Annotated in this window: 22 protein-coding genes and 1 tRNA gene; 9 read left to right on the top strand and 14 right to left on the bottom strand. The window is 53.9% G+C overall.

Annotation, left to right across the window (positions count from 1 at the left end):
- Positions 1 to 2: 2 nt before the first annotated feature.
- A complete protein-coding gene (locus I5192_RS12690) occupies positions 3 to 470 on the bottom strand; it encodes a tripartite tricarboxylate transporter TctB family protein (RefSeq protein WP_170392721.1) in 468 nt (155 codons plus the stop codon).
- A gap of 69 nt (positions 471 to 539) precedes the next feature.
- Positions 540 to 1,499, bottom strand: coding sequence for a tripartite tricarboxylate transporter substrate binding protein (locus tag I5192_RS12685; RefSeq protein ID WP_170392720.1), 960 nt, complete (start codon positions 1,497 to 1,499; stop codon positions 540 to 542).
- A gap of 103 nt (positions 1,500 to 1,602) precedes the next feature.
- Between I5192_RS12685 and I5192_RS12680 the strand changes: the two genes are divergently transcribed.
- Positions 1,603 to 2,520 carry a LysR family transcriptional regulator gene (locus tag I5192_RS12680; protein WP_170818911.1) on the top strand — a complete coding sequence of 306 codons (918 nt, stop codon included), beginning with the start codon at positions 1,603 to 1,605 and terminating at the stop codon, positions 2,518 to 2,520.
- Positions 2,521 to 2,751: 231 nt separating this feature from the next.
- Here the strand turns inward: I5192_RS12680 and I5192_RS12675 are convergent, their stop codons facing one another.
- The gene (locus I5192_RS12675) at positions 2,752 to 3,648 is read right to left on the bottom strand and encodes a LysR family transcriptional regulator (RefSeq protein ID WP_223116973.1); all 897 of its coding nucleotides are present in this window, start codon (positions 3,646 to 3,648) and stop codon (positions 2,752 to 2,754) included.
- 85 nt (positions 3,649 to 3,733) lie between these two features.
- Between I5192_RS12675 and I5192_RS12670 the strand changes: the two genes are divergently transcribed.
- Complete coding sequence (locus I5192_RS12670) at positions 3,734 to 4,165, top strand: VOC family protein (RefSeq protein ID WP_170392717.1); 432 nt, start codon at positions 3,734 to 3,736, stop codon at positions 4,163 to 4,165.
- Positions 4,166 to 4,192: 27 nt separating this feature from the next.
- Positions 4,193 to 4,948, top strand: coding sequence for an isochorismatase family protein (locus I5192_RS12665; RefSeq protein WP_223116972.1), 756 nt, complete (start codon positions 4,193 to 4,195; stop codon positions 4,946 to 4,948).
- A 328-nt stretch (positions 4,949 to 5,276) separates the two neighbouring features.
- On the opposite strand, the gene I5192_RS12660 is transcribed toward I5192_RS12665, so the two are convergent.
- Positions 5,277 to 6,113: a TauD/TfdA family dioxygenase gene (locus I5192_RS12660; protein WP_223116971.1), complete on the bottom strand. Its 837-nt coding sequence runs from the start codon at positions 6,111 to 6,113 to the stop codon at positions 5,277 to 5,279.
- A gap of 506 nt (positions 6,114 to 6,619) precedes the next feature.
- Entirely contained in the window at positions 6,620 to 7,522 is a 903-nt protein-coding gene (locus tag I5192_RS12655; RefSeq protein ID WP_223116970.1) for a LysR substrate-binding domain-containing protein, read from the bottom strand.
- Between the two features lie 181 nt (positions 7,523 to 7,703).
- Here I5192_RS12655 and ugpB point away from each other — a divergent pair, with 181 nt between their 5' ends.
- The 5 genes from ugpB to I5192_RS12630 all read left to right on the top strand — a co-directional run bounded on the left by ugpB (position 7,704) and on the right by I5192_RS12630 (position 12,820).
- Positions 7,704 to 9,014 (top strand): sn-glycerol-3-phosphate ABC transporter substrate-binding protein UgpB, encoded by a 1,311-nt coding sequence (ugpB, locus tag I5192_RS12650; protein ID WP_170392713.1) that lies wholly within the window; start codon positions 7,704 to 7,706, stop codon positions 9,012 to 9,014.
- 61 nt (positions 9,015 to 9,075) lie between these two features.
- Entirely contained in the window at positions 9,076 to 9,957 is an 882-nt protein-coding gene (gene ugpA, locus I5192_RS12645; protein WP_223116969.1) for a sn-glycerol-3-phosphate ABC transporter permease UgpA, read from the top strand.
- 20 nt (positions 9,958 to 9,977) lie between these two features.
- Positions 9,978 to 10,814, top strand: a complete 837-nt coding sequence (gene ugpE / locus I5192_RS12640; protein ID WP_170392936.1) for a sn-glycerol-3-phosphate ABC transporter permease UgpE — start codon at positions 9,978 to 9,980, stop codon at positions 10,812 to 10,814.
- Positions 10,815 to 10,817: 3 nt separating this feature from the next.
- Entirely contained in the window at positions 10,818 to 11,873 is a 1,056-nt protein-coding gene (gene ugpC, locus I5192_RS12635) for a sn-glycerol-3-phosphate ABC transporter ATP-binding protein UgpC (protein WP_223116968.1), read from the top strand.
- Positions 11,873 to 12,820, top strand: a complete 948-nt coding sequence (locus I5192_RS12630) for a glycerophosphodiester phosphodiesterase family protein (RefSeq protein WP_255611817.1) — start codon at positions 11,873 to 11,875, stop codon at positions 12,818 to 12,820. Before ugpC ends, I5192_RS12630 begins: the two co-directional genes overlap by 1 nt.
- 431 nt (positions 12,821 to 13,251) lie before the next feature.
- Here I5192_RS12630 and I5192_RS12625 read toward each other — a convergent pair whose 3' ends face one another.
- The 8 genes from I5192_RS12625 to I5192_RS12590 form a co-directional block, all read right to left on the bottom strand.
- On the bottom strand, positions 13,252 to 13,860 hold the full coding sequence (locus I5192_RS12625) for a histidine phosphatase family protein (protein WP_170392710.1): 609 nt from the start codon (positions 13,858 to 13,860) through the stop codon (positions 13,252 to 13,254).
- Between the two features lie 417 nt (positions 13,861 to 14,277).
- Positions 14,278 to 15,777 carry a mannitol dehydrogenase family protein gene (locus I5192_RS12620; protein WP_223116967.1) on the bottom strand — a complete coding sequence of 500 codons (1,500 nt, stop codon included), beginning with the start codon at positions 15,775 to 15,777 and terminating at the stop codon, positions 14,278 to 14,280.
- Positions 15,777 to 16,550: an L-iditol 2-dehydrogenase gene (locus tag I5192_RS12615; protein ID WP_223116966.1), complete on the bottom strand. Its 774-nt coding sequence runs from the start codon at positions 16,548 to 16,550 to the stop codon at positions 15,777 to 15,779. The genes I5192_RS12620 and I5192_RS12615 overlap by 1 nt, the downstream gene beginning before the upstream one ends.
- On the bottom strand, positions 16,547 to 17,551 hold the full coding sequence (locus I5192_RS12610) for an ABC transporter ATP-binding protein (protein ID WP_170392707.1): 1,005 nt from the start codon (positions 17,549 to 17,551) through the stop codon (positions 16,547 to 16,549). Before I5192_RS12610 ends, I5192_RS12615 begins: the two co-directional genes overlap by 4 nt.
- An 11-nt stretch (positions 17,552 to 17,562) precedes the next feature.
- Positions 17,563 to 18,393, bottom strand: a complete 831-nt coding sequence (locus I5192_RS12605) for a carbohydrate ABC transporter permease (protein WP_010443328.1) — start codon at positions 18,391 to 18,393, stop codon at positions 17,563 to 17,565.
- Between the two features lie 12 nt (positions 18,394 to 18,405).
- Positions 18,406 to 19,272 (bottom strand): carbohydrate ABC transporter permease, encoded by an 867-nt coding sequence (locus I5192_RS12600; protein WP_170392706.1) that lies wholly within the window; start codon positions 19,270 to 19,272, stop codon positions 18,406 to 18,408.
- 109 nt (positions 19,273 to 19,381) lie between these two features.
- Positions 19,382 to 20,686: a sugar ABC transporter substrate-binding protein gene (locus I5192_RS12595; RefSeq protein ID WP_170392705.1), complete on the bottom strand. Its 1,305-nt coding sequence runs from the start codon at positions 20,684 to 20,686 to the stop codon at positions 19,382 to 19,384.
- Between the two features lie 95 nt (positions 20,687 to 20,781).
- The gene (locus I5192_RS12590) at positions 20,782 to 21,807 is read right to left on the bottom strand and encodes a LacI family DNA-binding transcriptional regulator (RefSeq protein WP_170392704.1); all 1,026 of its coding nucleotides are present in this window, start codon (positions 21,805 to 21,807) and stop codon (positions 20,782 to 20,784) included.
- A 121-nt stretch (positions 21,808 to 21,928) separates the two neighbouring features.
- On the opposite strand from I5192_RS12590, the gene xylB reads away from it, so the two are divergent.
- The gene (gene xylB / locus I5192_RS12585; protein ID WP_223116965.1) at positions 21,929 to 23,365 is read left to right on the top strand and encodes a xylulokinase; all 1,437 of its coding nucleotides are present in this window, start codon (positions 21,929 to 21,931) and stop codon (positions 23,363 to 23,365) included.
- 827 nt (positions 23,366 to 24,192) lie between these two features.
- On the opposite strand, the gene I5192_RS12580 is transcribed toward xylB, so the two are convergent.
- Positions 24,193 to 24,267: transfer RNA gene (locus I5192_RS12580), tRNA-Phe, on the bottom strand.
- Positions 24,268 to 24,317 lie beyond the last annotated feature (50 nt).

Genomic DNA, 24,317 nt, shown 5'->3' with positions numbered 1-24,317 from the left:
TTTTACCCCTGAATCCAGCTGAGAAGGTCGAAAACTTCGCCATATGGCGGGTACACACCCAGCAGGACAAAAAAGATGAGATGGAAGACCAGCGGGCAAAGAACGATCGACAAAACCAATCCGATCCGACTGCGTACGCCGAAAATGTAGAGGACGATCGGCGTCACGATCGCAGTCGGCAGCAGGTAGCCGAACCAGCGGAACGACTGCTGGTACAGCATAGCGATGATAAACAGACCTATGATCTGTAAAGTCGCGTTGCTGTCTTGATCGTCACTTGTATCACCCGCCGTCTGGCGCGTTGCGATCAACACCATAACACCGGACAGAGCAAGTAGAGCGAGAGCGGCGGAGAATGGCACAATCCCGGCCCATGTATCGCCCGGAGATGCGGCCGGTACTTGCCAGGCCCCCCAGATTGCAAAGATTGAGATGAGGGCAAGCACCAGACCTTCTGCATAGGCACGCATGTCTTTCCTCCGAGATATCAACATGAACAAGGGGGTCGGGTGACCATTGTTCACCCGACCATGAGGACATTAGTTGGTCAGGCTTTGGACCAAGGGAGTGGCGTCCTCTTTCATTGCGGATAGGGTTGTTTTTGCGTCCGCTCCATTCTGGTAGACCGGGCCGGTTCCGCGTGAGGCAAGGAGTTCCGCAAATTCTGGCTTGGCGGCAATTTCTTCCAGCGCGGTCTCCAACGCAGCAATCACTTCTACCGGTGTGCCCTTAGGTGCAAAGACGATCACTGGGGATGATACTGCAGCGAATGGAATGCCCAGCTCACCAAACGAGGGGACATCAGTCATGATCCCATCCCGCTCCTGACTGTTGACGGCCAGTGCCCTCAACTGCTCTTGAAAACCAGCAAGTTGCTGAACGCCAAGGAACCCGAAATCAGCCTGCTCGCCGATCAGGGCAGCCCGGGTCGGCCCGCCGCCTTTGAACGGCACATCCTGGGCGTCAATCCCGTTACTGGCCAGAAAGCCCAACCCACCGACGTGGTGGAATCCACCACGCCCCGAGTGTGCCCAACGCAGCTCGCCGGGATTGGCCTTGGCCGCGTCAATTAAATCCTGAACGGTCTGATACGGACTTTTGACTGGTACCATAAGCGACGTCTGCAATTGTCCTACCTGAGCGACAAAATCGAAGCTCTCCAATGCATCAATGTCAGTATCTCGGGTCATCGTCGACAAAAGGAACGATCCTCCGGATGTCATCATCAGAGTATACCCGTCGGGCCGTGCGCCAACCACCGCATTGGCCCCATTCAGGCCGCCCGACCCCGGCTTGTTGACCACAACAACGGGCACATCCAGCGTGCCTTCCGCTGCGGCCGAGATGGCGCGGGCATAGGCGTCAGTACCGCCCCCGGCCTTGTAGGGAACAACCAGGTTGATTGGTCGTTTTGGCCAATCCGCTGCAAAGGTTGCGGTGGCAGTCGTGGTGACGGCTATGGCGGCAATAACAGCACCAAGAAGCGTTCTGCGTTTCATGAGTAACCTCCCAAATTCGCTTGGGATCAAATTACGCGAAAACATCAATTGTAAAAAATGCAAATATGTTATCTACTCTTGCAAAAATTGAAAGTATGGATTGATGAACATCAAGGCCCTACGCGCCTTTCGCGCAACATTGTCCGAAGGCTCGCTAGTCGCCGCATCCGAGATTCTGCACCTTAGCCAGCCTGCGATCAGCCGCTTGATTTCGGGGCTCGAGGCCGAACTCAAGCTGACGCTGTTTGACCGCAGCGGCCGCAATCTGACCCCGACACCCGAAGGGTTGGCGTTCTACCGCGAGGCAGGCCGCATCCTGGACAACCTTGATGAAGTTCCTCGGATCGCTGCCGAAATCCGGGCAGGTCGCACGGAAACTCTGAGGATTGTAACCATGCCCCGAATTGCGCAGTCGCTGTCAGCCCCGGCCGTAGCGCGATTCATGAAGGCCAGCCCCGGCACCAATATCAACCTTGATGTCCGGGCAAGACGTGAAGCGGGGAAATGGTTGGCCGGACGAGAATACGATATCGGTATTGGTGCTTTGCCCGTCGATCATCCGGGCATTGTCACTAAACCTTTGTTGAGAGTGAGAGCACAAGCGGTCTTACCATTGGATCATCCTCTTTCCATCCGAGAAGAAATTACGGCGAGTGATCTCGCGGAAGAAACTATCATACGCTTGATGCACGGTCTGTTGTTGCGCGACCAGTTGGACGATATTTTTCACTCTGCTGGTGTCACACCAAAGCAAACTTGCGAAGTGGCAGCATCTCAACTCGCGTGCTCGCTTGTTGCAGAGGGTGCTGGTGTAACTGTTGCGGACGAGTTGGTCGTCGCCCAAACCAATTCGGACAAACTAGCACTTGTACCGGTGACGCCTGAACGCTGGATGACGTTTGGCCTGCTTTACCCGATCGTGGATGCGAAGTCCGATGCCTTGCTTTCATTCGAAAAAGAGTTGTTTGGCGTGGTCAACGCGTTGGCTCAACTAAGCCCGACGCTTGAACGTGTTCAATGACCCTGTCTGCCGGACTCCATGTTTCGACAGATTGGGACTTACGGGAAAGATGTAATGATTGCAGTTTTCTACCCATTACTTCCCATCAATCAGCTCATTGCTGCCTATCGTGGCGTAACTAAAACTATGACGTGGTTGAACAAATCAGACATTGCTGCAAGGTGCGATACTGTCTGCAAGAAGACTGCTCACATCAAACGAAGGACTGTGAAACTTCGGCGGCACCTGACTTCAGCCGCTCATTTCGACCAGAAAATCGATCATAGCGCGGGTCTTTGCGGGCAGGTTGTCGCGGCTGGCATAGATCACATGGACTCCGATAGAAGGCGGGCTGAAATCGGGTAAGATCGCCACCAATGCCCCGGCATCCAGTTCAGTCTGACAGGAAAGCTGAGGCAGACGTGTAATCCCACGACCAGCAAGGGCCAGCACCTTTTCGGTATGACCATCGTTGCATCGAATACGAGGAGCGATTGGAACCGCGATTGCCTCACCATCTGGTCCTGGGTAGGTCCAGTTTTGGGTGGCCCCGTGAAACGAAAAATCAATTAGTTGATGCCCCTTTAGGTCATCGGGGTGGCGGGGCGTGCCGTTTCGTTTCAGATAGGCGGGGGAAGCCAATGTAAGACCTTGTGTACGAAAAAGTTCGCGTGCAATCAAATCGGACGGAGGCAAATCACCGATGCGCACCAGCAGATCGATGCCTTCACCGATCATGTCGGCCCGGCGCTCGGATATGTCAATGTTCAGATCAACTTCGGGGTATCGCTGCAGAAATTCGGGCAACCGATCGTTCAGCCATCCATGTGCAAAAACCACAGGAACGCTCATCCGAAGCTCTCCAAAGGGTCTGTCGCCGATGGAATGCAACCTGTTTTGTACGGCGCGGGCGTCATCCACAATCCGGCGGGCGTTTTCATAGTATATGCGCCCGGATTCCGTCAGGCTGATCCGACGCGTGGTCCGATTCAATAACCGGGCGCCAAGCCGGGCCTCAAGCCGTCCGATTTCTTTACTGACATGGCTAGGCGTATGGCCCAGCAGTTTTGCGGCGGCGCTCATGCCTTCCTGTTCCACTACTGTGCAGAACAGAACCACGCCGTCGAACAAATCCTTATTATGATCCATTTGGAAAAAATTACCTTCCAGATGAGCTATTAAGCATCAATGCAAGTATAGTTACATTGGTTGCAGTGTAATGAAAGGCCAAACCATGTTGGATATAAGAAACTTCGATCACATTGGCATCCGCATCAGCGACCGCGATACATCAGTCGCCTTCTATGAGTTGCTGGGATTCGAGTTGATCGCGGATGGCGGCTATGACCATGGCCATCCGTTGGTGATGCTGCATCCGTCCGGGATCAACATCAACCTGTTAGGCCCCGCTACAGCAAAAGCTGGTGAAAACGTCTTGATGGATGAGGTCGAGAAGTTTCCCGGCATCACGCACCTGGCCGTCAAGGTAAGGGACGCCGAAGCAACCGAGGCCTTTGTTACCGAACACAGCATAGCCATAACAGGTCGTCGAGAATTTCGCGGTACCAAGACAATTTTCATCCGCGATCCGGATCGTAATGTCCTGGAACTTGTTGGTCCCGGACCATCTGTCGCGCAACTGATCGCCGAGCATGTGCACGGTTGAACCCCCATCATTAATGGAGATGCTCCCATGACCACTTTCATCAAACCGTTCGCCACTGCCCTGAGCTTGACGATCAGCGCCGTAGCACTCCCTGCAACCGCAGAAATACCTATGATCAAAACAGTGGATGGTGTCGCAACATACCCAGACGGCTATCAAGGCACGCCTGTCCGAGCCGCAGATAATGACCCGTTTCTGTCACCGACTAACTCGGCGCTGATCCTTATCGACTACCAGCCGCCGATTTTGGCTGGGGTTAAGAATATCAACCACGAAGAGCTGATCAACAACACCACTGGTCTGATAAAGACCGCCGTGATCTACGACATCCCGATCATATTCAGCCATGTAGCCGTAGGATTGAACGGCTATGATCCTATGATCGAAGAATTGCGCGAACTGGCCCCGAACGCGGTATTTGTTGACCGGACCAATGTGAACGCTTGGGAAGAGCCTGAATTTGTAGCTGCAGTTGAAGCAACGGGCCGAAAGAAGCTGATAATGGGCGGTCTTTGGACGGATGTGTGTCTGGCTTATCCCGCGATTGAGGCCGAGTTGGCCGGATATGACGTCTACGTTCCGGAAGACGCCGTTGGATCGATCACTCAGACCAGCCACGCAAACGGCATGCGCCGCATGATCGAGGCTGGTGTTGAACCTATAACATGGAATGTGGTTCCAGCCGAACTGCAACGCGACCACGCGCGCACCGATAAACTGCAGGCCGTCACTCGCGTGTTTATGGAGCATCTTTTCAAAGTTGACCCGGACTCAACCTGGTAAATTCAACATCTGTCAGGGGCTTCGGTCCCTGGCGGCGAATTCTGCTTGAAATCAGGCTTTACCTGTTTGCACTTGAGCAGTTTACAGAAAGCCGGCGTCTGTTACTATGGGGAACCTGATTGGGACAGCTCCCCGCTGCTGATTGCGGTTCAGCAACAACTTGTCCTTCCGGGCGCAAACACCAAAATCGAGAACAGCCCGAACCCACCATTTGCTTGAGGTTGCCATTGTGACGGTTGGGTCCGTCAAATCAGGCATTCGCGACATTGGCAATTTAATGGTCCGAACTCACACCATAGGCAATTTTGCGCACCCTCGGGGCTGTATTCTATATCGGCTGAATGGCGGAAACAGCTGAGCCTTCCACAGTTACTCGATGCATCAGGCGTCGAAATCCGTGATAGTCGTTGATGGCCTTGTGCCATGTCGCTCGGTTGTCCCACATGGTGATGTCTCCAGTCCGCCATCGGACGCGGCATTGGAATTCAGGTTGTTTGCAATGTTCATAGAGCAAGGCAAGGATTGCATCGGACTCCTCACGGGAGAGGCCCTCGATATGCGTGGTAAACACCGGGTTCACGAATAATCCGCGACGCCCACTCAAGGGATGCGTGATGACTACTGGATGGCGTGCGTCTTGAACGGCGTTTTCTGCGTTGCTCAGACGCCCGCTCGTTGCAGCCTCGCTTTCTTGCGCAGCTGCACCAAAGACATGCCGCGATGAATGAATGGCTGTAAGCCCATGCAGAAACTGGCGCACCGGCACGGACAGTGCGTCATAGGCTGCGCCCATTGAAACAAAAAGCGTGTCCCCGCCGTATGGCGGCATTTCGATGGCATGGAGAATAGAACCCATGGCGGGTTCTTGATCGTACGAATGGTCGGTATGCCATCCTTCGCCGACCGCTTCTCTTTGATCCTTTTCCTTAAGCACCATGGCGATCTCAGGATGGCCATCGACAGGTCTGAAGAATCGATTGACATTGATCGGACCGAAGCGACGGGCAAATTCCAGGTGATCGTCTGGGCTGACCTGCTGATCTCTGACGACGATCACAGAGTACTTTGCAAACGCGGCGTGAATATCTTCAAACTGGGTACTGTCGCGGATGTCAGCATCCATGATCTCAGCTCCCAAACCGCCTGTCAGTGGTCTTATGTCCATTATTCTGCTCCTTGCTCTAGTGGCGGAAGTTTAAGGGTGGCCAATGATCGGAGAAACTGAACTATCTGGACACAGTTTTGTTGGTGCTGCGTAAAACCTGCATCTGAACTGGCTCGATCATTTCGTGTACAGTGCGCTGGTTCAGCATAAGTGCGTTTACGTTGTTCAAACTTAACCTTCGATAACATCGGTCCCCGCATTTCGATCAACCTGCACTACGGATAAGCCTGCCTCTTACTGCAGCGCTAGCACGTTGGTCAGACGAATGCTATTTGCGCGGTCAAATGGACTTTGGCGAGCAAGGATTAGGAAGCTTGCAATTGATGCTCCTTTGCGAAATTTATGGCTGTTTCACTGATCATGGCTGAATGGGTGTGGATCGCTTTGGTGCTGGATCCGGATGATGCCCAGAGGTCTCAAAACTCTGATGTTTCTTATGCAGAAAGGGGTAGGTGATTTGTCGGCAGCGCAAAGGCTCTTTCATGTGCCGTGGTTTTTTGACGGGCTCATTGGGCTTTGAACGGTTTTAAGCTTTCTTGAAACTGTTCGATGAATTCGAGTGTCACCAGTGACGGTTGTTTCAATATTGGGCGCACAAGCGATAGTGTATGTGGAAGCAATGGCTTGAACGGCCTATAGCTCAATCCACGCGTTGAATACTGGATGGCGTCCAACTCGCTTACCACGGAAACTCCGACACCTTTTAGTGCCAACTCACAAGCTGCGGTGAACTGCCTGACTTCGATGTGGGAATTCAACTCTACGTTGGCGCTCTGAAACGCTTTGGAAAGCCGCCCAAAAAAGTCGCTGTCGCGTCGTGTATGGATAATTTTAGCATCTTTAATATCCGCTGGTGTCACCTCAGCGAGGCTTTCCAATTCATGCCCGGTGGGAAACACGCAAACTGTGCGGACATTGATGTTTCTGCTTTCAACGGCCGGGTGACCGTTAAAGCTGTCCGTGATCCCGAAATCATACTGCTCACCTATCATCCACTCGAGAATCCGTTCCGGTCGATCTGGTTCAATCGTCAGGGTGACGCCGGGCCGATCCTGCAAAAACTTGGCGACGACATCGGGAAGATGACTTGTGGCGAACCCCGGTAAGCAAGCGACGCGGATGTGACCCGCTTTGCGCTGTGTGATGTCCTGACTGACATCCGAGATTTGCTTCATCAATTCCAGAACGCGCTCTACGCTGGGTTGCAGATATCGTACCTCCTGTGAGGGCACCAAGCGACCTTCGCGGCGATCAAAAAGCTGAAAGCCAAGTGATTTTTCCAAATCAGAAAGCAGTCTGCTGACTGCGGGCTGACTTATCCCAAGATCCGTTGCTGCAGCAGTGACCGACCCATTGGTGGAAACGGCCATGAGCGCTTCCAATTGCCGGATCCGCAAAGTTTGACTCATATTTTGAACCTGGTTCGTTGTTTGCCTGGTTGGTTTATAATGTAATGTTATGTTTTTCTCAAAAATTAAATGCTTGAATTATAAAATTGTAACGTTAACGTCGTGAAATCGTCATGTGTGCTGATTACGCGTTGCGGTCGGTATTCAACGAAGCATCAACCCCTGATGCATGGGAGGAATCATGAAAAAGAATTTTCTAGGCGCTCTCGCCTTAACAACTGCTCTGTCGCCGGTGGCGGCTATGGCGCAAACCGAAATTCAGTTCTGGCATGCCTTCACCGGTCGACTAGGCGATCTTGTGAAGGCTCAGGTTGAAGAGTTCAATGCCAGCCAAGATGAGTTCACTGTAGTAGAAAGCCATAAAGGCAACTATTCGGAAACCTTGAATGCGGGTATTGCTGCTTTCCGAGCAGGTGAACAACCACATATCCTGATGGTTTTCGAAGTAGGCACGGCAACGATGATGTCGGCCGAAGGGGCTATCAAACCCGTGTATGAAGTGATGGCTGAAAGCGGTGCATCATTCGATCCTGATGCCTACATTGGTGCCGTCAAAGGCTACTATACGACCACTGACGGGGACATGCTGTCGCTGCCCTTCAACTCGTCAACACCCGTTCTCTGGGTCAATCGCGATGCTATGGAAGCGGCGGGTGTTGACCCTGACACGGATTTGTCGACCTGGGAAAAAGTTGGTGACGTTCTTGACCAGCTTAAGGCTGGGGGTGAAGACTGTCCGCTGGTCACTGCTTGGCAAAGCTGGATCCACCTTGAGAACCTTTCGGCCTATCACGACGTCCCATTCGCTTCGAAGGATAATGGATTTGCCGGTCTTGATACCGAACTGATGTTGAATGGACCGACGCAGGTGGCGCACCTGACCGCGATGGGTGACTGGGCCAAAGATGGTAAATTCATCTATACCGGCCGCAGAAATGAAGGTGGCGCGAACTTCCGGGCAGGTGAATGCGCGCTATTCACCGAAAGTTCGGCAGGTTATGCCGGCATTAGCTCTGAGGCTGAGTTCGAATTCGACGTGCGCCCATTGCCCTATTGGGAGGCGGTCGTAAGCGAGCCGCAAAACACCATTATTGGTGGCGCTTCGCTTTGGGTGATGGAGGGTCACGATCCTGAAGAATACAAAGGTGTCGGTGAATTCCTGAGCTTCCTGTCATCTTCGGACGTTCAGGCGAACTGGCACCAGAACACAGGGTATCTTCCAATCACCGCCGAAGCTGGCGTCGCGACCCGAAATGCTGGTTTCTATGAAGAAAACCCAGGTACTGACATTGCTGTCATACAGATGACCGCCAAAGAGCCGACTGCGAATTCGAAGGGTCTGCGTCTGGGGTCGTTTGACCAGATTCGCGGCATCATCGACGAAGAGCTCGAGGCTGTCTGGTCCGGTGAAAAGACCGCTCAGGAAGCAATGGACAGTGCGAAAGAACGCGGCGATGCCCTACTGCGCCGGTTCGAGTCTGCCAATCAATAAGTCCTAATTCGATGCGGGCCTGTTTCGGGCCCGCATCTTCTTTATTCGGTGGTTTATCGGGATGGAAAAACGCGTCACCTTTCGCGGCTGGCTTCTGCCATTGGCTCTGATCGCCCCTCAGGTCATTATCTCCGCCGTTTTCTTTTTCTATCCGGCCGGACAGGCGGTTTGGCAGTCTTTGTTCATACCTGATCCCTTTGGGCTGTCGTCCCAATTCGTGGGGTTCGGCAACTTTGAATTCCTGCTGAGCGATAAATTCTACCGTGCTTCTTTCGTGACGACGGCGGTGTTTTCAACGCTCGTCACGCTGTGTTCGATGATCCCGGCGTTGTTTCTGGCCGTCATAGCGGACCGCCTGATCAAAGGATCGGGTATTTACCGGACGCTGCTGATCTGGCCCTACGCCGTTGCCCCCGCTGTTGCAGGCGTGCTGTGGCTGTTCATGTTCAACACACGTGTTGGTGTCGTGTCGTGGTACCTCGGCCAGCTTGGTTATGACTGGAACCACGTTCTGAACGGCACCGAGGCCATGGGCCTGGTGGTTGTAGCCTCGGCCTGGGGGCGAATCAGCTATAACTTCTTGTTCTTCTTCGCAGCGCTGCAGTCGGTCCCAAGATCGGTGATCGAGGCTGCGGCAATTGACGGCGCGCGCTTCTGGCGCCGGTTCTTCACAATCGTGCTGCCGCTTTTGTCACCAACCGCGTTCTTCCTGTTGGTGGTGAATGTTGTCTACGCATTCTTTGAGACCTTTGGCGTCATCCACACGATCACTGGCGGTGGCCCACAGCAGGCGACGACCATTCTAGTCTACAAAGTCTTCTCGGATGGGTTCGTTGGACAAGATCTCGGTTCGTCCTCCGCTCAGTCCGTCATCCTGCTTATTGTCGTTGGTCTGCTGACCGTCATCCAATTCAAATACGTGGAAAAAAGGGTGCACTACTGATGGCAGCCCAACAACACGGAATGGTCGAAAAACGTGGAATGGGGATCTGGTTGACCCATGCCATGATGATCCTTGGCGTCTTAATCATCTTTTTCCCGATCTGGCTGGCGTTCGTGGCATCGACTGTGACCCAGCCGGAAATCGTTTCGCCGCCCATGCCCATTCTTCCCGGCGATCAATTCTGGGAAAACTATAAGGCCGCGCTGTTCTCCGGTGTGAACGTCCCAGTCGCCACAATGTTGTTCAACAGTCTTGTGATGGCCATCGGAATCGCAGTGGGCAAGATCATAATTTCGCTGCTGTCAGCTTTTGCGATCGTCTATTTCCGTTTTCCCGGGCGAACGACGTTCTTTTGGCTGATCTTCCTAACGCTTATGCTTCCGGTCGAGGTTCGTATTGTGCCGACGTTCGAAGTTGTCGCCGGGTTCGGCATGCTCAACAGCTACTATGGGCTGATCTTCCCCTTAATCGCCTCGGCCACGGCAACGTTCCTGTTCCGGCAGTTCTTTCTGACGATCCCGGATGAACTGGCCGAAGCTGCACGCGTCGATGGTGCCCGCCCGATGCGGTTCTTCATTGATATCGTGGTCCCCATGAGCCGAACGAATATCGCGGCGCTGTTCGTGATCCTTTTTATCTACGGGTGGAATCAATATCTCTGGCCGCTGCTCATCACTACCGATCCTGAAATGAACACCATCGTGATGGGTATCAAACAGATGTTCCCATCCGGCGACGACGTAGCGGAATGGCCGGTCATCATGGCCACTTCGATTTTGGCGATGATCCCGCCGGTCATCGTGGTGGTGTCTATGCAAAAGCTCTTTGTCCGCGGCCTTGTCGATAGCGAGAAATAAAAAATGGCAACAGTAAACTTAGAGAATGTCAAAAAGAGCTTTGGCCCGACGGATGTTATCCATGGCATCGACATAGATATTGCGGACGGTGAATTCATTGTGATTGTTGGCCCTTCGGGCTGCGGAAAATCCACGCTTTTGCGAATGGTTGCGGGCCTTGAAACCGTAACGTCCGGTGAAATCCGGATTGGAGAAGAACGAGCCAACGACAAAGAGCCGATGGATCGCGATATCGCGATGGTGTTCCAGAATTACGCGCTCTACCCACATATGTCGGTGCGCCAGAACATGGGGTATGGGCTGAAAATCGCGGGGCTTCCAAAGAACCAGATTGACCAGAAGGTGACCGAGGCCGCCAAACTGTTGCAGCTGGAAGCTTTGTTGGACCGCAAACCCCGGCAGCTTTCAGGCGGTCAACGCCAAAGGGTGGCAATGGGGCGGGCAATTGTTCGCGAGCCGGCGGTTTTCCTGTTTGATGAACCACTCTCAAATCTTGATGCAAAGCTGCGTGTTCAGATGCGTTTAGAAATCCGCGAGCTTCAGGAAAAGCTTGGAATTACATCGCTTTACGTGACTCACGATCAGGTCGAAGCGATGACGATGGCAGACAGGATGATCGTGATGAACGGAGGCATCGCTGAGCAGATTGGGACGCCATTGGAGGTATATGAAACACCAGGAACCCTTTTCGCGGCTCAGTTTATTGGTAGCCCTGCAATGAATATCTTTGATGCTCAGCGTGAAAACGGAACGGTTAAGATAGGGGGCTTAGAGATTGGCCCATCCACGGGGCCTGATATCCCACTAAAGCTTGGAATCCGACCAGAGCATCTGTTTCTGGACGACAATGGTCCGTTGGAAGCCGCTATTCAGATGGCGGAACCGCTAGGCGCAAACACCTTATTGCATGGCCAGCTCACGGATGCAGGCGACGCGATTACGATAAGTCTTCCGGGTGTCCACCCAATCGAAGGCCGGCATCCGAGCATGCGGTTCTCAGTTGCCTCAGAGCACATGCATCTGTTTGACCATTCATCCGGCAAGAGGTTGGAAGGCTGATGGTCTTTCCACAGGTTGAAGCCTTTCGTGGTGGCAAAAACCTGATCCGGGTTGTGGGGCATCGAGGTGCGCGGGGTGTGCTGCCCGAAAACAGTATGATTGGCTTTGACTTTTCGCTCTCTATCGGCGTCCCGCTGCTTGAGTTTGATGTTGTCCTGACGGCCGATGACGTACCGATCATAACCCACAACCATCGGCTGCACGCTCCTAGCTTTCGTGACGCAAATGGCCTGTTTCTGACCGGAGAAGAGCCGAAGGTCTCGTCATTGACGTTCGAGCAAATCCAGCAATTTGACATCGGGCGGTTGGATGGTCATTCGGCTTATGGCCAACGGTTTCCGGACCAGGCTCAACTGGATGGCATCCGTGTTCCAAAGTTGCAGGATTTGCTGGATTTGGTTGATGATCCAAAATACGGCGACGCCTATTTGATGCTCGAACTGAAGTCGGATCCGGATTTGGCTCACGATGCGCTTTATAGGAAGAAATTTGTCGGGCGGGTTCTTCAAGAAGTACGTGACAAAGGATTGTCTTCGCGCGCGGTGCTCCACAGTTTTGATTGGAACCTGTTGGAGGAGTGTCAGCGGCAGGCTCCTGACATGCCGTCTTCCTACCTGACGCAGCTTCCGGAAAACGCGGCGGATGTTGGTGAGGATTCCTCGAAAGCGGTTTGCCCTGACTTTCGTGGTCGTCGTGATGAAATTCCAAATTTGGTCAAGCAAGCTGGCGGTTCGCTTTGGTGCCCATACTACACGGATGTAACGGCTGAAAATGTGGCGCGCGCAAAAGAACTGGGCCTATGTGTTGCCGTATGGACGGTCAATTCGCACGAAGAAATAGGCAGAATGATCGACCTGCGCGTGGATGCAATTGTATCTGATTATCCTGGGCGGGTTCAAAGGCATCTGTCGGATTTGGGCGTGAGGTGGAGTGTCGATTGCCGGTGAGCACCGCGCCACAAAAGCTGACGCCGTTCATGTTCTTTTCAGTTGCAGTTGGGAAGGATCAGACACATCAACTAGCCTAAATTTGCAAAAGAACCATCGTCTAAAGCACCGTGCAATTGTTAGGTAGCCGCATTGGATCATGCCGAAAGGCTGGCCAATGGATGCGATTAAGATCCGTGTGCAGCAGAAATTGCTTCGCTTGGAGAGGTCGGCGTGAACAGTGTGTTACACTAACAAAAAAACATACCGAGAAAAACAAATCTATCCTTGAAGTGGCGCATTCAACTACAGGGGCGCAGTTTGTGAAAACTCAGTGTCGTATTGAATTTGCGGTGAATGAGCCGATATCCCCCGCTTCATCGAGATAATAATTTGGACCTGCAACCAACGGAAAACCGGATACTCGGGACAAATGCCCAATCAACGAAGCTTTAGTGTTCAATGTAGGCTGAATGTCCGTCTTGCAACCTGATGAAGCCGTCTTGAGGTTCGTTCAATTCAAATACCTCTTGTGCGGATAGGCCCAGGAAGATTCCTCGAAACACGCGGGATGTTAATCCGTGGCCAACAATTATCACTGTTCCTTCGAACGAGCTGCTCGAATACCATGAGGAAACACGATTGTGCACGTCAGCATAGGACTCTCCACCCGGGGGTGGATAATTCCAGCGATCAGAGCATCGCGCTTCCCATTCCTTGGGAAACTGTCGAGTGATCTCTTTTTCAGTCAATCCTTCCCATTGCCCGAAACTGCATTCCACCAAACTGGTCTCGTACTCGATGATTTCTGGCGGCAGACCTAGTTCCTTGATCACGATTGATGCTGTCTGTGCAGCTCGGCCAAGCGGGCTCGAAAATATTGAAAGCGAATGATCGAAAGAAAGGCGGCTTCGTAGTTTACTTGCGTTTGCCAATGCTTGACGAATGCCTCGGTCGGTCAGGGGCGAGTCCCGACGTCCTTGCCTCCGTTTTTGGGAGTTCCATTCGGTCTCGCCGTGACGAAGCAAATAGAAGGTTGGGCTGATGTTCTGGTCTCGCACTTGTTGACTACTTTATTCATCGACGCAAAGCGAAGTAATTCTGATTTTTAGTTTAAGCAGTGTCTCGTCTAAGCGGGCAACTATTGTCGAAAAAAGCAACCAATCCTCTGGTTGACACAATTGATAACACGAATGAAGGGCCGCTACACGACCTGTGCGTTAAATGAGGCGTCGCTCATTTTGATCCTTTAAGGGCTCTCCGCCGACTTGGTTTGCGCTTAAATTCGATGACAACTTCTCGGATGCGTGGACATGATGGAAGAACTTATAGGCGAAAATCGCAAAACTTGCGCGTAGTGGGTATTGGGGTCGTATCAAAATCAACGGCTTCGCTAAGGCCGGATGGCTGAATACTGTGTCGCTCGATATTCGTATCGGCGACTGACCCTGCTCTGCAAAGCGCGTTCAGAAAAGGGCTCAACTGCGATTGATATATTCCGCGATAGCTGCCCGACTGCCGTGTTTCCAGATCGTAGTTAGCCAGAAGGCAAAAGCTCTGGGAAAGCCTGCGCCGAGGGCGCAAGCATCGCTATAGTGTTGCTGGCCGACCCAGAGTTCTGGATCGTCTTTGGAAGCCAGCGAAGCTTTCTGTAGACTCTCCCATTGGGGGTCATTGGGGGCGATTTCGGAGCCATCTTCACGGTATCCTGCACACATCCGGCACCAGAAAGCTTCGGCCAGCGCGAGCCCGCTTATGGAAGAGCCTGCCGCAAGTGCATCACGAAGTGACGGCAGCAAGAACCCGGGGTGTCGCGCCGATCCATCGAAAGCAACCCGGCGCGTCGTGTCGTGAATGGCCGTATTTGCAAATCGCGTCTCAACCTGCTCAAGGTATTCATTTGCAGTCGCTCCGGGGACGGCTGCGACATGAGGCAGAATTTCTTCTTCTTGGACCTTTCTGAAAAACGCCAGGATATCCCGGTCCTGCATGCAATCCGAAATTGTCGGGACATTAAGTATTTCGCCGACATTAGCAAGCAACTGGTGACCGCCGTTCAAAATGCGCAGTTTCATCGTCTCATAGCTTTGGACATCACGGGTCAGCGTGACGCCAACCTGTTCAAGGGGTGGGCGCCCGGCGCAGAAATCGTCCTCGATCACCCATTGGCGATAGTTCTCGTGCGATACGGGTGCTTGGTCATCGACGCCAAGTGCGTGGCATTGTGATATCACTTGGTCTGTTGTAGCGGGCACGATGCAATCCACCATTGAATTGGGGAATGCGCCGTTCTGGTCTATCCAGTCGGCCAGAGCAGGGTCAGACAGGCGTGCTAGACCGACAACGCAGTTCCTCAGGATCACGCCATTATCCTTAAGGTTATCGCAGCTCAGCGCGGTGAAGGGTTTGATGCCCTGCGCCCTGCGCTGCTTGAGCGCCGCAATGATCGCACCGAAGGCCGTGCGCGGCTGGTTTGGATTTGCTGCATCATGAAGAATTTCTTGGTGATCTGTGTCGAGGGCACCCGTGTTGGCATCTCGGTAATATCCACCTTCGGTCACTGTCAAAGACACAATCTTGATGGAAGGCTCGGACATCTTGCGGATCAACGCTGCATTGCCTGCCTCGACCGGAAGATAATCGATCATCGGACCAATTACCTGGGCGGACATCCCTTTCGGGTCCAGTTCGATCAATGTCGTCAAGCAGTCCTGCGCCAGCAGACGCCCTCGCATCTCGGAATCGTAGCTTCGCACACCGGCTCCGATGATTGCCCAGTCGTGGGCCTGACCTTGCTGCATCAACTGATGGATATACCAAGCCTGATGCGCGCGGTGAAAATTCCCAAGACCGATATGGACAATGCCGGGCGTCAGGTCCGAGCACCTGTAAGATGGGGTCCTGACAGTTGTCGGCAGGTTTGAAAGGTTATCTCGCCTTAGATGTACTGCAGGATTTGCGTTTGCCACAGGATTCATCAGCTCATCCAGTTTCCGCCATCGACGTTATATGTCTGGGCGACAATGTACCTGGCTTCGTCAGAGGCCAGAAATACAGCCATCCCGGTCAGATCCTCTGCGCGACCCATCCGCCCATAGGGAACAGCTGCCGCCACTTCGCGTTTCTTTTGGCCGAGCGGTTTATCTTCATGTTTTGCAAAGAACGCATCAACGCCGTCCCAATGCTCGCCATCAACAACACCCGGAGCAATTGCGTTCACGTTGATCCCATGAGCGATCAGGTTCAGCCCTGCCGATTGGGTCAGCGATATGATCGCCGCCTTGCTGGCGCAGTAAACCGCGACCAAAGGTTCCCCCCTTCGCCCAGCCTGAGATGCCATGTTGATGATCCGACCTTTGGTCCCGTGCTCGATCATGTGCCGGGCGACCGCTTGCATCGTGAACAAAGCACCCGAGACGTTGATGTCAAACACGCGGTTGTAGTCTTCCCGATCAATCTCAACGATTGGGGCGGCGGTGAAGATTGCCGCATTGTTGATCAGAATGTCGATAGGGCCGAAATGTGTAGCGGCTCTTGCGACGGCCTCATCTATGCTTTGTTGGTTTGTCACGTCCATCTCGATGGCGAATGCAACCTGACCCAATTCTGCGGCGGCGTCTTTCGCACGCTGGATGTCGATGTCGGCGATGGCAACACGCGCGCCTTCTGCAACATAAGCTTTGGCAAAGGCCAATCCGATGCCTCGCGCAGCCCCGGTGATCAGGGCGGTTTTGCCTGCCAAGCGTGTCATTCGATCCGCAAGCCTTTCGCATCAAACCGATGGATGACATCTGCACGCGGTGTCAGGTGAATTCGATCCCCATGGCGGAAGCCGACCTCACCATCTGCGCGGACGGTAATGGTTTCGGCCAGGCCGGTCTCGTGGACGTGAAAAAAGGTGTCCGATCCCAAGTGTTCTGAAACGCTGACGATCCCGGACCATTCGCCTTCAGTTTCCGAAACCGCGATGTGTTCCGGGCGAATACCGATTGTTTGTGCTCCGTGTTTCGCCGCCTCTGGTCCTTCGATGAAGTTCATTTTGGGCGAGCCGATGAACCCTGCAACAAACAAGTTGCGCGGCGTCCGATATAATTCAAGCGGGCTGCCGACCTGTTCGATCACACCGGCTTGAAGCACGACGATCTTGTCGGCCATTGTCATGGCTTCAACCTGATCGTGCGTCACGTAGATCATCGTTGTCGCCAGACGTTCGTGCAGTTCGCTGATCTCCAGCCGCATGCCAACGCGCAGCGCCGCGTCTAGGTTTGAAAGGGGCTCGTCGAACAGGAATGCCGCGGGCTCACGAACAATGGCGCGACCAATGGCAACGCGCTGGCGTTGCCCACCGGAAAGCTGCCCCGGGCGGCGGTCGAGATAATCGCTCAGGTTCAGGACGCTTGCCGCGCCTTCGACACGCTTGTCGATTTCGGCCTGATCCAGCTTGGCCATACGCAAGGGAAAGGCGATGTTCTTGCGCACACTCATATGCGGGTACAAAGCATAAGACTGGAACACCATTGCCAGACCACGTTTGGCGGGCGGTACGTCGGTTGCATCCGCGCCATCAATGTCGATGGAGCCCGAAGTGATGTCCTCTAGCCCCGCAATGAGCCGCAACAGCGTGGACTTGCCACAACCAGAGGGCCCGACGAAGACGGTGAATTCACCGTCCTCGATAGTCAAATCTAGTGGTGGAATGACCTCTACGTCACCGAAGCTTTTGGTCACTGACTTGAGTTGGATACGTCCCATAGTCGTCTTCCTTATTTCACAGCGCCGAAAGTCAGGCCGCGGACAAGTTGTTTCTGGCTGAACCAGCCAAGGATGAGGATTGGTGCGATCGCCATGGTCGATGCCGCGCTGAGCTTGGCGAAGAACAGGCCTTCGGGGCTGGAATAGCTGGCGATGAATGCGGTAAGCGGCGCTGCGTCAACGGCAGTCAGGTTGAGCGTCCAGAATGCCTCGTTCCAGGCAAGAATGAAGTTCAGTAGCACGGTCGAGGCGATGCCGGGCACGGCCATGGGTGTCAACACATAGAGGATTTCTTCTTTCAGCGTGGCACCATCCATCCGGGCGGCTTCCAGAATCTCACCGGGGATTTCACGGAAATAGGTGTAAAGCATCCAGACGATGATCGGCAGGTTGATCAGCATCAGCACCACGACCAGCCCTCCGCGCGTGTCCAGTAGACCCAACCGGATGAACAGCAGATAGATCGGGTAGAGAACACCCACCGCGGGCAGCATCTTGGTGGACAGCATCCACAGCAGGATGTCCTTGGTACGCTTGGACGGCACGAAGGCCATGGCCCATGCTGCGGGCACTGCGATGATCACGCCCAGAATGGTTGATCCACCTGCGATGATCACCGAATTCCACAGGAACCGCATGTAATCCGAGCGTTCCTGTACGATTGCATAGTTCTCGAGCGTCCAATCGAAGTTCAGGAACAGCGGTGGGCTGGCGATCGCCTGAGCTTCGGTTTTGAAGCTGGTCAGGATCGTCCAGAGGATCGGGAAAAAGATCAGCAGACCAACGGCCCAGGCAAGGGCGGTGTTCAGCGATTTACGACGGGATGTGACGGCGCGGGCCATGGTCGTTCCTCCTCACGCGTCCAGGTTTTTGCCGACGATGCGCATCAGGAAGATGGCAACGATATTGGCAAGGATGATGGCGTAGACACCTCCGGCTGATCCAAGGCCGACATTCTGGCTTTCCAGCACGCGCTGGAATATCAGGTAGGTGAGGGTTCGGGTGCCGAAGGCGCCGCCGGTGGTCACGAAGATTTCGGCGAAGATCGACAGAAGAAAGATCGTCTGGATCAGGATCACGATGGTTATCGCGCGGCTCAGATGTGGCAGGACGATGTGATAAAAGCGTTTCAGGACTGGCGCACCATCCATTTCGGCTGCTTCCAGCTGTTCACTGTCCAGTGACTGAATTGCGGTCAGCAGGATCAGTGTCGCGAAGGGTAGCCACTGCCATGAGACGATCATGATGATCGAAGTCATCGAGGCCTCGGATAGCCATGAGATCGGCTCGGCCCCGAAAAAGCGCCATAGATGGGCCAGCAACCCATTCACAGGATCCATGAACATGTTCTTCCACACCAACGCAGACACCGTGGGCATGACAAAGAAGGGAGCGATCACGAGGATACGGACAACGCCCTGACCCCACATGGGTTGATCCAGCAGCATCGCTAGTAGAATGCCTAGAATTACGGTGATCACCAAGACGCCGCCTACGATCATCAACGTCGCTTGCACCGCGGGCCAGAAGGAGCTGGACGAGACGAACCGGACATAGTTGTCGAACCCGACCCAGCCCAAGTCGCCACCGCGAAGGGGCAGATACTTCTTGAAGGAAAAATACAGCGTCATCGTCAGGGGCACGAGCATCCAGCCAAGTAGCAGGACCACTGCGGGTGCCATCATCAGGCGCGCGACGGATCGGGAATGTTGAGTTGCCATGACGCAAACCCTCTCTGTTCAGGCATAACCAAAGCCTGCGAGAAAAACGCGAGTTGTGGAAGGGTAGAGCGGGGGGCAGACCTCTGCCCGCCCGCCGGGGAGGGATGCCTCAGTAGCCTGCGGCTTCCATTTCTTCGGTGGTGAAGGCCTGCGCTTTGGCGAGTGCTTCGTCCACTGACTGCTGTCCGGCATAAACTGCCGAGAACTCCTGACTTACTTGCGTAGCGATACCGGCAAACTCGGGGATCGCGACGAACTGGATACCCGTGTATGGCGTCGGCTGTGCGCAGCAATTCTGTGGATCGGCCATCAGGATCGACTCTAAGGTCATGTTCGCAAAGGGAACTTCCTTGTAGTTCGGGTTCTCATAGAGCGAGGTTCGCGCACCCGGCGGCACATTGGCCCAGCCTTCATTTTCGGCCACCAACTCAATGTAGTCTTTCGAGGTCGCCCATTCGATGAATTGCTTTGCCGCGTCCTCTTGCTGCGTGCCCGCTGGGATCGCTAGCGCCCAGGCCCACAACCAATTGGCGCGTTTATCTACGCCTTCCGAGTTCGGTGCCAGTGCAAAACCAACCTTGTCTGCCACTGTTGAGTCGTCAGGATTGGTCACGAAGGATGCCGCGACGGTTGCGTCGATCCACATGCCACACTTGCCCTGCTGGAACAACGACAGGTTTTCATTGAACCCATTGGTGGCGAAGCCTGCAGGGCCAGATTCATTCATCATGTCGACGAAGAAAGTGAGCGCTTCTTTCCATTCCGGCTGATCGAACTGGGGCTTCCAATCCTCGTCAAACCAGCGCGCGCCGAAGGAATTGCCTGTCACGGTGATAAAGGCGCCGCCTTCACCCCAACCAGCCTTGCCACGTAGGCAGATACCGTTGATGTCATTGTCCCGATCCGTCATCGCAGCGGCAGCTTCGCGGATGAATTGCCAGGTAGGCGCGTCGGGCATTTCAAGGCCGGCCTGTTCCATCAGGTCAGTGCGGTACATGATCATCGAGCTTTCACCATAGAATGGCGCTGCGTACAGCGTCCCTTCATGGCTTAGGCCCCCCGCCATTGCGGGCAGAATGTCCCCGACATCGTAGTCTTCGGACAAACCATCTAGCGGAACCAACCAGCCATTCGCGCCCCAGATGGGCGTCTCGTACATGCCGATGGTCATGATGTCGAACTGACCGCCCTTGGTCGTGATGTCGGTGGTGACGCGCTGACGCAGCACGTTCTCTTCCAGCGTTACCCATTCGACGTCGATACCGGTCGCTTCGGTGAATTTGTCAGTATAGCCCTGCATCCGGATCATGTCGCCATTATTCACGGTGGCGATCGTGATGGATTGCGCGTGGGCTGCGGCCGTAGCGACGAATGTCAATGCAGTCGCCGCGCGAAGTGCGTGCTTGAGATACATCCCTGTCCTCCCTGAGCTTGGATGTGGTGCAGAGAGCGTAGAGTGTAAATTGTCGCGCCGTCAATAAAAACTTTACGCGCGTTAAAATTATCGAGCTATGCCGAATTCCTTAATACGAGCCGCGCAGGGAAAAGGGTTTCTGTTCGCGCCTCAAATTCTCCCCCGTTTTCAATGAGTTCGAACAGCGTTTCGACACTTCTTCCGGCTACGTTGTCGTAGTCATGCGCAGCTGTGGTCAGAGAAGGGCAGGTGAATTTTGCGAACGGATGATCGTCATTTGAGGCCACGCGCAGCGTGCAATCGTTCTTGCGTCCGACCCGAATCCCCTGTTCGTAACAGGCCGCAAGAAAGCCAATTGCCAGTCGGTCATTGCTGCATAGAACTGAATTCGTCCTCAATTGACGCTCGTCCAGAACTTTCAACGCGCCCCGGTGACCGATTTCTTCAAATGCCCAGCCTATGCCGTCGACTTTGATGATATGAGGCTCAAACCCGAGACGCTCCATCACCTCAACATAAGCTTTTCGACGTTTGTTGGCGTTCGGATTCGCAGGCGTACGCATTTCAAAGAAAGATGGCGGTTCGCCCGTGCGGGTCATGTATTCGACCGTTTGTGACACAAAACTGAAATTGTCCGATCCAACAAAGGCAGCCCCCAAACCATCCAGGTTACTGTCAAACAAGACCGTTGGCACGTTGGCACAGAATTTCTCGATCGCGGATCGGTCCGAGATACGCCCCAAAGGGGCTAGCAAAACTCCGGCGGGTTTCAGGGATTGCAGGCCGTCCAGAATTTCGTTCTCGAGCTTTTGCTCGCCATGTGAGCTGAAGAGAGACGGTCGATAGCCCGCCGCGATGCAGGATTGTTCCAGATACCGTGCGATTTCTGCAAAGAAAGGGTCAGACAAATAGGGTACGACGATGCCGATATTCTTGGTCAGCTTTCGGTTCTGGTTCACCGCATAAATGTTAGGGCGGTAATCAAACCGTTCGAGCGCTTCTTCGATGCGCGCCCTTGTCGTCGGGCGAACACTTTCGGGATCATGGAAATATTTGGATACTGTGGGCCGCGAAATGCCGCTGAGGGCCGCGAACTCTTCCATATTCTTAATCTTGGTCATGCTAGTCTGCCTGCGGATCATAGCCGCCTTGATTTTATCGTATCTTTACATATTCTTTGCGCGCGCTAAAAAATCAATAGCCAGACGGTCTCCGAGTAGTTGAACGGGGCGAGGGGTTTGAGTGTATCTCGGGATCGATATCGGAACTTCGGCTGTCAAGCTTGCCTACACGGATAGCGACCGGATTCTCGCGACATCTTCGGTGGGGATACAGACATCTTCACTCCAACCCGGCTGGTCTGAGCAGCACCCGGACCTTTGGTGGAAGGCGACAGTAGACGCTTTGAACCAACTTGTGGGCCGAATTGAGTTGTCCGAAATCAAGGCCGTCGGATTGTCCGGTCAAATGCATGGAGCCGTTTTGCTGGACCGCGATCTGCGTCCGATCCGCCCGGCGATCCTTTGGAATGACAGCAGATCAGCACGCGAGTGTGATGAACTGCGTGCGGCCGAACCAAAGATTGGACAGATTGCGGGTGTCCTGCCCTTGCCAGGCATTACCGCACCTAAGATTGCATGGCTTAGACAACATGAGCCCGAACATTACGGTCGACTTGCCCATATCCTGCTGCCCAAAGACTACATCGGCTTATGCCTGCATGGAGAATTGGCAACCGATACGTCCGATGCGGCCGGAACAATGTGGCTCGATCAGGCGTCGCGCAAATGGAATGCCGCTGTTACCGAAGCCACATTTGTAAAGCCCGACTGGTTACCGCCAGTATTCGACGGTCAAACGGTTGTTGGGAAAGTGACCGCACGTGCTGCGGCAGAGACAAGGCTGAAACCCGGTATTCCCGTCGTGACCGGAGGAGGGGACGCGGCAACAGGGGCGGTGTCATTGGGTGCTACCGAGCCAGGGCGTGGGTTCATCTCACTTGGGACATCCGGTCAGCTATTTGCGGCTAATCGAAGTTATAAGCCTAACCCTGAAAGCTATGTTCATGCTTTTGCACACACGCTGCCCGATCGTTGGTATCAAATGGCTGCGATGCTGAACGGGGCAAGGCCCATTTCATGGATTGGGGATCAGTTGGGGCTGACTTCTACCGAAGTTGTCGCGCTTGCTGAAACGGTCAACGGTGATCGCGTTCCGATTTTTCTGCCCTATCTGACGGGTGAACGCAGCCCGCACGGAGACCCACGTATTCGGGCCAGTTTCTTTGGACTGGAGGATTCAACAACACGTGCTGACATCTGCCGCTCTGTAGTTGAGGCAATTGCGTTTAGCTTTGCCGATGCAGCGCTCAGTTTTGGTGACACAATTGACGACCTGCCCGAATTGGCCGCCATAGGAGGCGGCAGCCGATCAGAATTGTTGCTTGGTTTGATCGCACCGGTGATTGGAAAACCCATTGTACGATCTGATGGGGCGGATTCCGGTCCGGCATATGGCGCAGCCCGGCTGGCGGCGTGTGGTCTCGGCGCGTTGACGAAAGCTGATTTGGCATATCAGCCGCCCACAACCGAAAGGTTTGAACCCACTGAAATGACTGCACTTTCCGAACGGTTGATGAAATTTCGCCGACTTTATTCTGCGGTTAAAGGTGTAAATTGATCGCACTAATAATCTTCAGTATTTAGATCGTCCCCCGCGCTAGATGGACCTGCGTTGGTGAAGCAATAGGCATGACATGGATCGACGTATGGGTGATAACTAGGTCTGAGAGGTGCAGATCATGCCTTCAATTTTCGGTAGGAATAGGTGCTGAGGATCTGAGTTTTGGGCTGAGCTATGGCTATCTTGACCACAATGAAATGAGTGATGTTAGCGACCCAGAGCCCCTCAGGAACTAATCTGCACCATTACAGCAAGAGCGAAAGGGGTTGCGAAGCAAAAACTCGTTATCAGCATAGCCATGGATTAATCCATGTTTCTTGGCGGTTGTTGATAGATACTCGTGGCCCTCAATCTTGTGCTAAGGCGGTAGCACATACTCCCTAGCTGCGCGAACCGCTTGCCGTGATTGGTAGTCTTTTCGGGCGCTCGGAAGAACTCTTTCCAACACTTTTGACTGCGAAGCATTTTTTCGATAGGCAGTTTCAATTACTCGACCGAAACGTGTTTCGCACCACAATCAGCGAATCCGCGAATTAGTCTTGCCGCGTCTTCTTCGTTGTCCGGTACAAGCGGCTGCAGACTCGCCGAGACGGGAATCCCCAGCCTCACGAGTTCAGCCATCGCATTGAGTCGCTCGGAGACCGCCGGAAAGCAACACTTCTCTGCAGCTAGTGGTGATCGAGGTCTTTCGGGACCCGTCGTGTGAAGTAGAAGACCTCTGCATTCACAAATGAGAAGGGAACGGTTTTGTTCTCCAGCATGTACTACGCCCTTGGTCAGCTTCAGTTAAAGCTGAAGGGAAACAGTAGCTTACCTGTTGGGAATGGTGCCCGGGGGCGGAATCGAACCACCGACACGAGGATTTTCAATCCACTGCTCTACCCCTGAGCTACCCGGGCACGGGAATGGCGTTTGCCATTGGGTGGAGGCCTTCTATGACTTGCCACAG

The sequence above is a fragment of the Ruegeria sp. SCSIO 43209 genome (genome assembly GCF_019904295.1).
Classification (GTDB): domain Bacteria; phylum Pseudomonadota; class Alphaproteobacteria; order Rhodobacterales; family Rhodobacteraceae; genus Ruegeria.
This window is presented reverse-complemented; position numbering and strand designations above follow the sequence as displayed.

Coding starts and splice junctions, on each gene's coding strand:
- ugpA (WP_223116969.1), top strand. CDS start 9,076: ATGGAAAAACGCGTCACCTTTCGCGGCTGGCTTCTGCCATTGGCTCTG.
- I5192_RS12610 (WP_170392707.1), bottom strand. CDS start 17,551: ATGGGACGTATCCAACTCAAGTCAGTGACCAAAAGCTTCGGTGACGTA.
- ugpE (WP_170392936.1), top strand. CDS start 9,978: ATGGTCGAAAAACGTGGAATGGGGATCTGGTTGACCCATGCCATGATG.
- I5192_RS12660 (WP_223116971.1), bottom strand. CDS start 6,113: ATGGACATAAGACCACTGACAGGCGGTTTGGGAGCTGAGATCATGGAT.
- I5192_RS12675 (WP_223116973.1), bottom strand. CDS start 3,648: ATGGATCATAATAAGGATTTGTTCGACGGCGTGGTTCTGTTCTGCACA.
- I5192_RS12670 (WP_170392717.1), top strand. CDS start 3,734: ATGTTGGATATAAGAAACTTCGATCACATTGGCATCCGCATCAGCGAC.
- I5192_RS12595 (WP_170392705.1), bottom strand. CDS start 20,686: ATGTATCTCAAGCACGCACTTCGCGCGGCGACTGCATTGACATTCGTC.
- I5192_RS12620 (WP_223116967.1), bottom strand. CDS start 15,777: ATGAATCCTGTGGCAAACGCAAATCCTGCAGTACATCTAAGGCGAGAT.
- ugpC (WP_223116968.1), top strand. CDS start 10,818: ATGGCAACAGTAAACTTAGAGAATGTCAAAAAGAGCTTTGGCCCGACG.
- I5192_RS12690 (WP_170392721.1), bottom strand. CDS start 470: ATGCGTGCCTATGCAGAAGGTCTGGTGCTTGCCCTCATCTCAATCTTT.
- I5192_RS12630 (WP_255611817.1), top strand. CDS start 11,873: ATGGTCTTTCCACAGGTTGAAGCCTTTCGTGGTGGCAAAAACCTGATC.
- I5192_RS12590 (WP_170392704.1), bottom strand. CDS start 21,807: ATGACCAAGATTAAGAATATGGAAGAGTTCGCGGCCCTCAGCGGCATT.
- I5192_RS12655 (WP_223116970.1), bottom strand. CDS start 7,522: ATGAGTCAAACTTTGCGGATCCGGCAATTGGAAGCGCTCATGGCCGTT.
- I5192_RS12605 (WP_010443328.1), bottom strand. CDS start 18,393: ATGGCCCGCGCCGTCACATCCCGTCGTAAATCGCTGAACACCGCCCTT.
- I5192_RS12600 (WP_170392706.1), bottom strand. CDS start 19,272: ATGGCAACTCAACATTCCCGATCCGTCGCGCGCCTGATGATGGCACCC.
- I5192_RS12685 (WP_170392720.1), bottom strand. CDS start 1,499: ATGAAACGCAGAACGCTTCTTGGTGCTGTTATTGCCGCCATAGCCGTC.
- I5192_RS12680 (WP_170818911.1), top strand. CDS start 1,603: ATGAACATCAAGGCCCTACGCGCCTTTCGCGCAACATTGTCCGAAGGC.
- ugpB (WP_170392713.1), top strand. CDS start 7,704: ATGAAAAAGAATTTTCTAGGCGCTCTCGCCTTAACAACTGCTCTGTCG.
- I5192_RS12615 (WP_223116966.1), bottom strand. CDS start 16,550: ATGACACGCTTGGCAGGCAAAACCGCCCTGATCACCGGGGCTGCGCGA.
- I5192_RS12665 (WP_223116972.1), top strand. CDS start 4,193: ATGACCACTTTCATCAAACCGTTCGCCACTGCCCTGAGCTTGACGATC.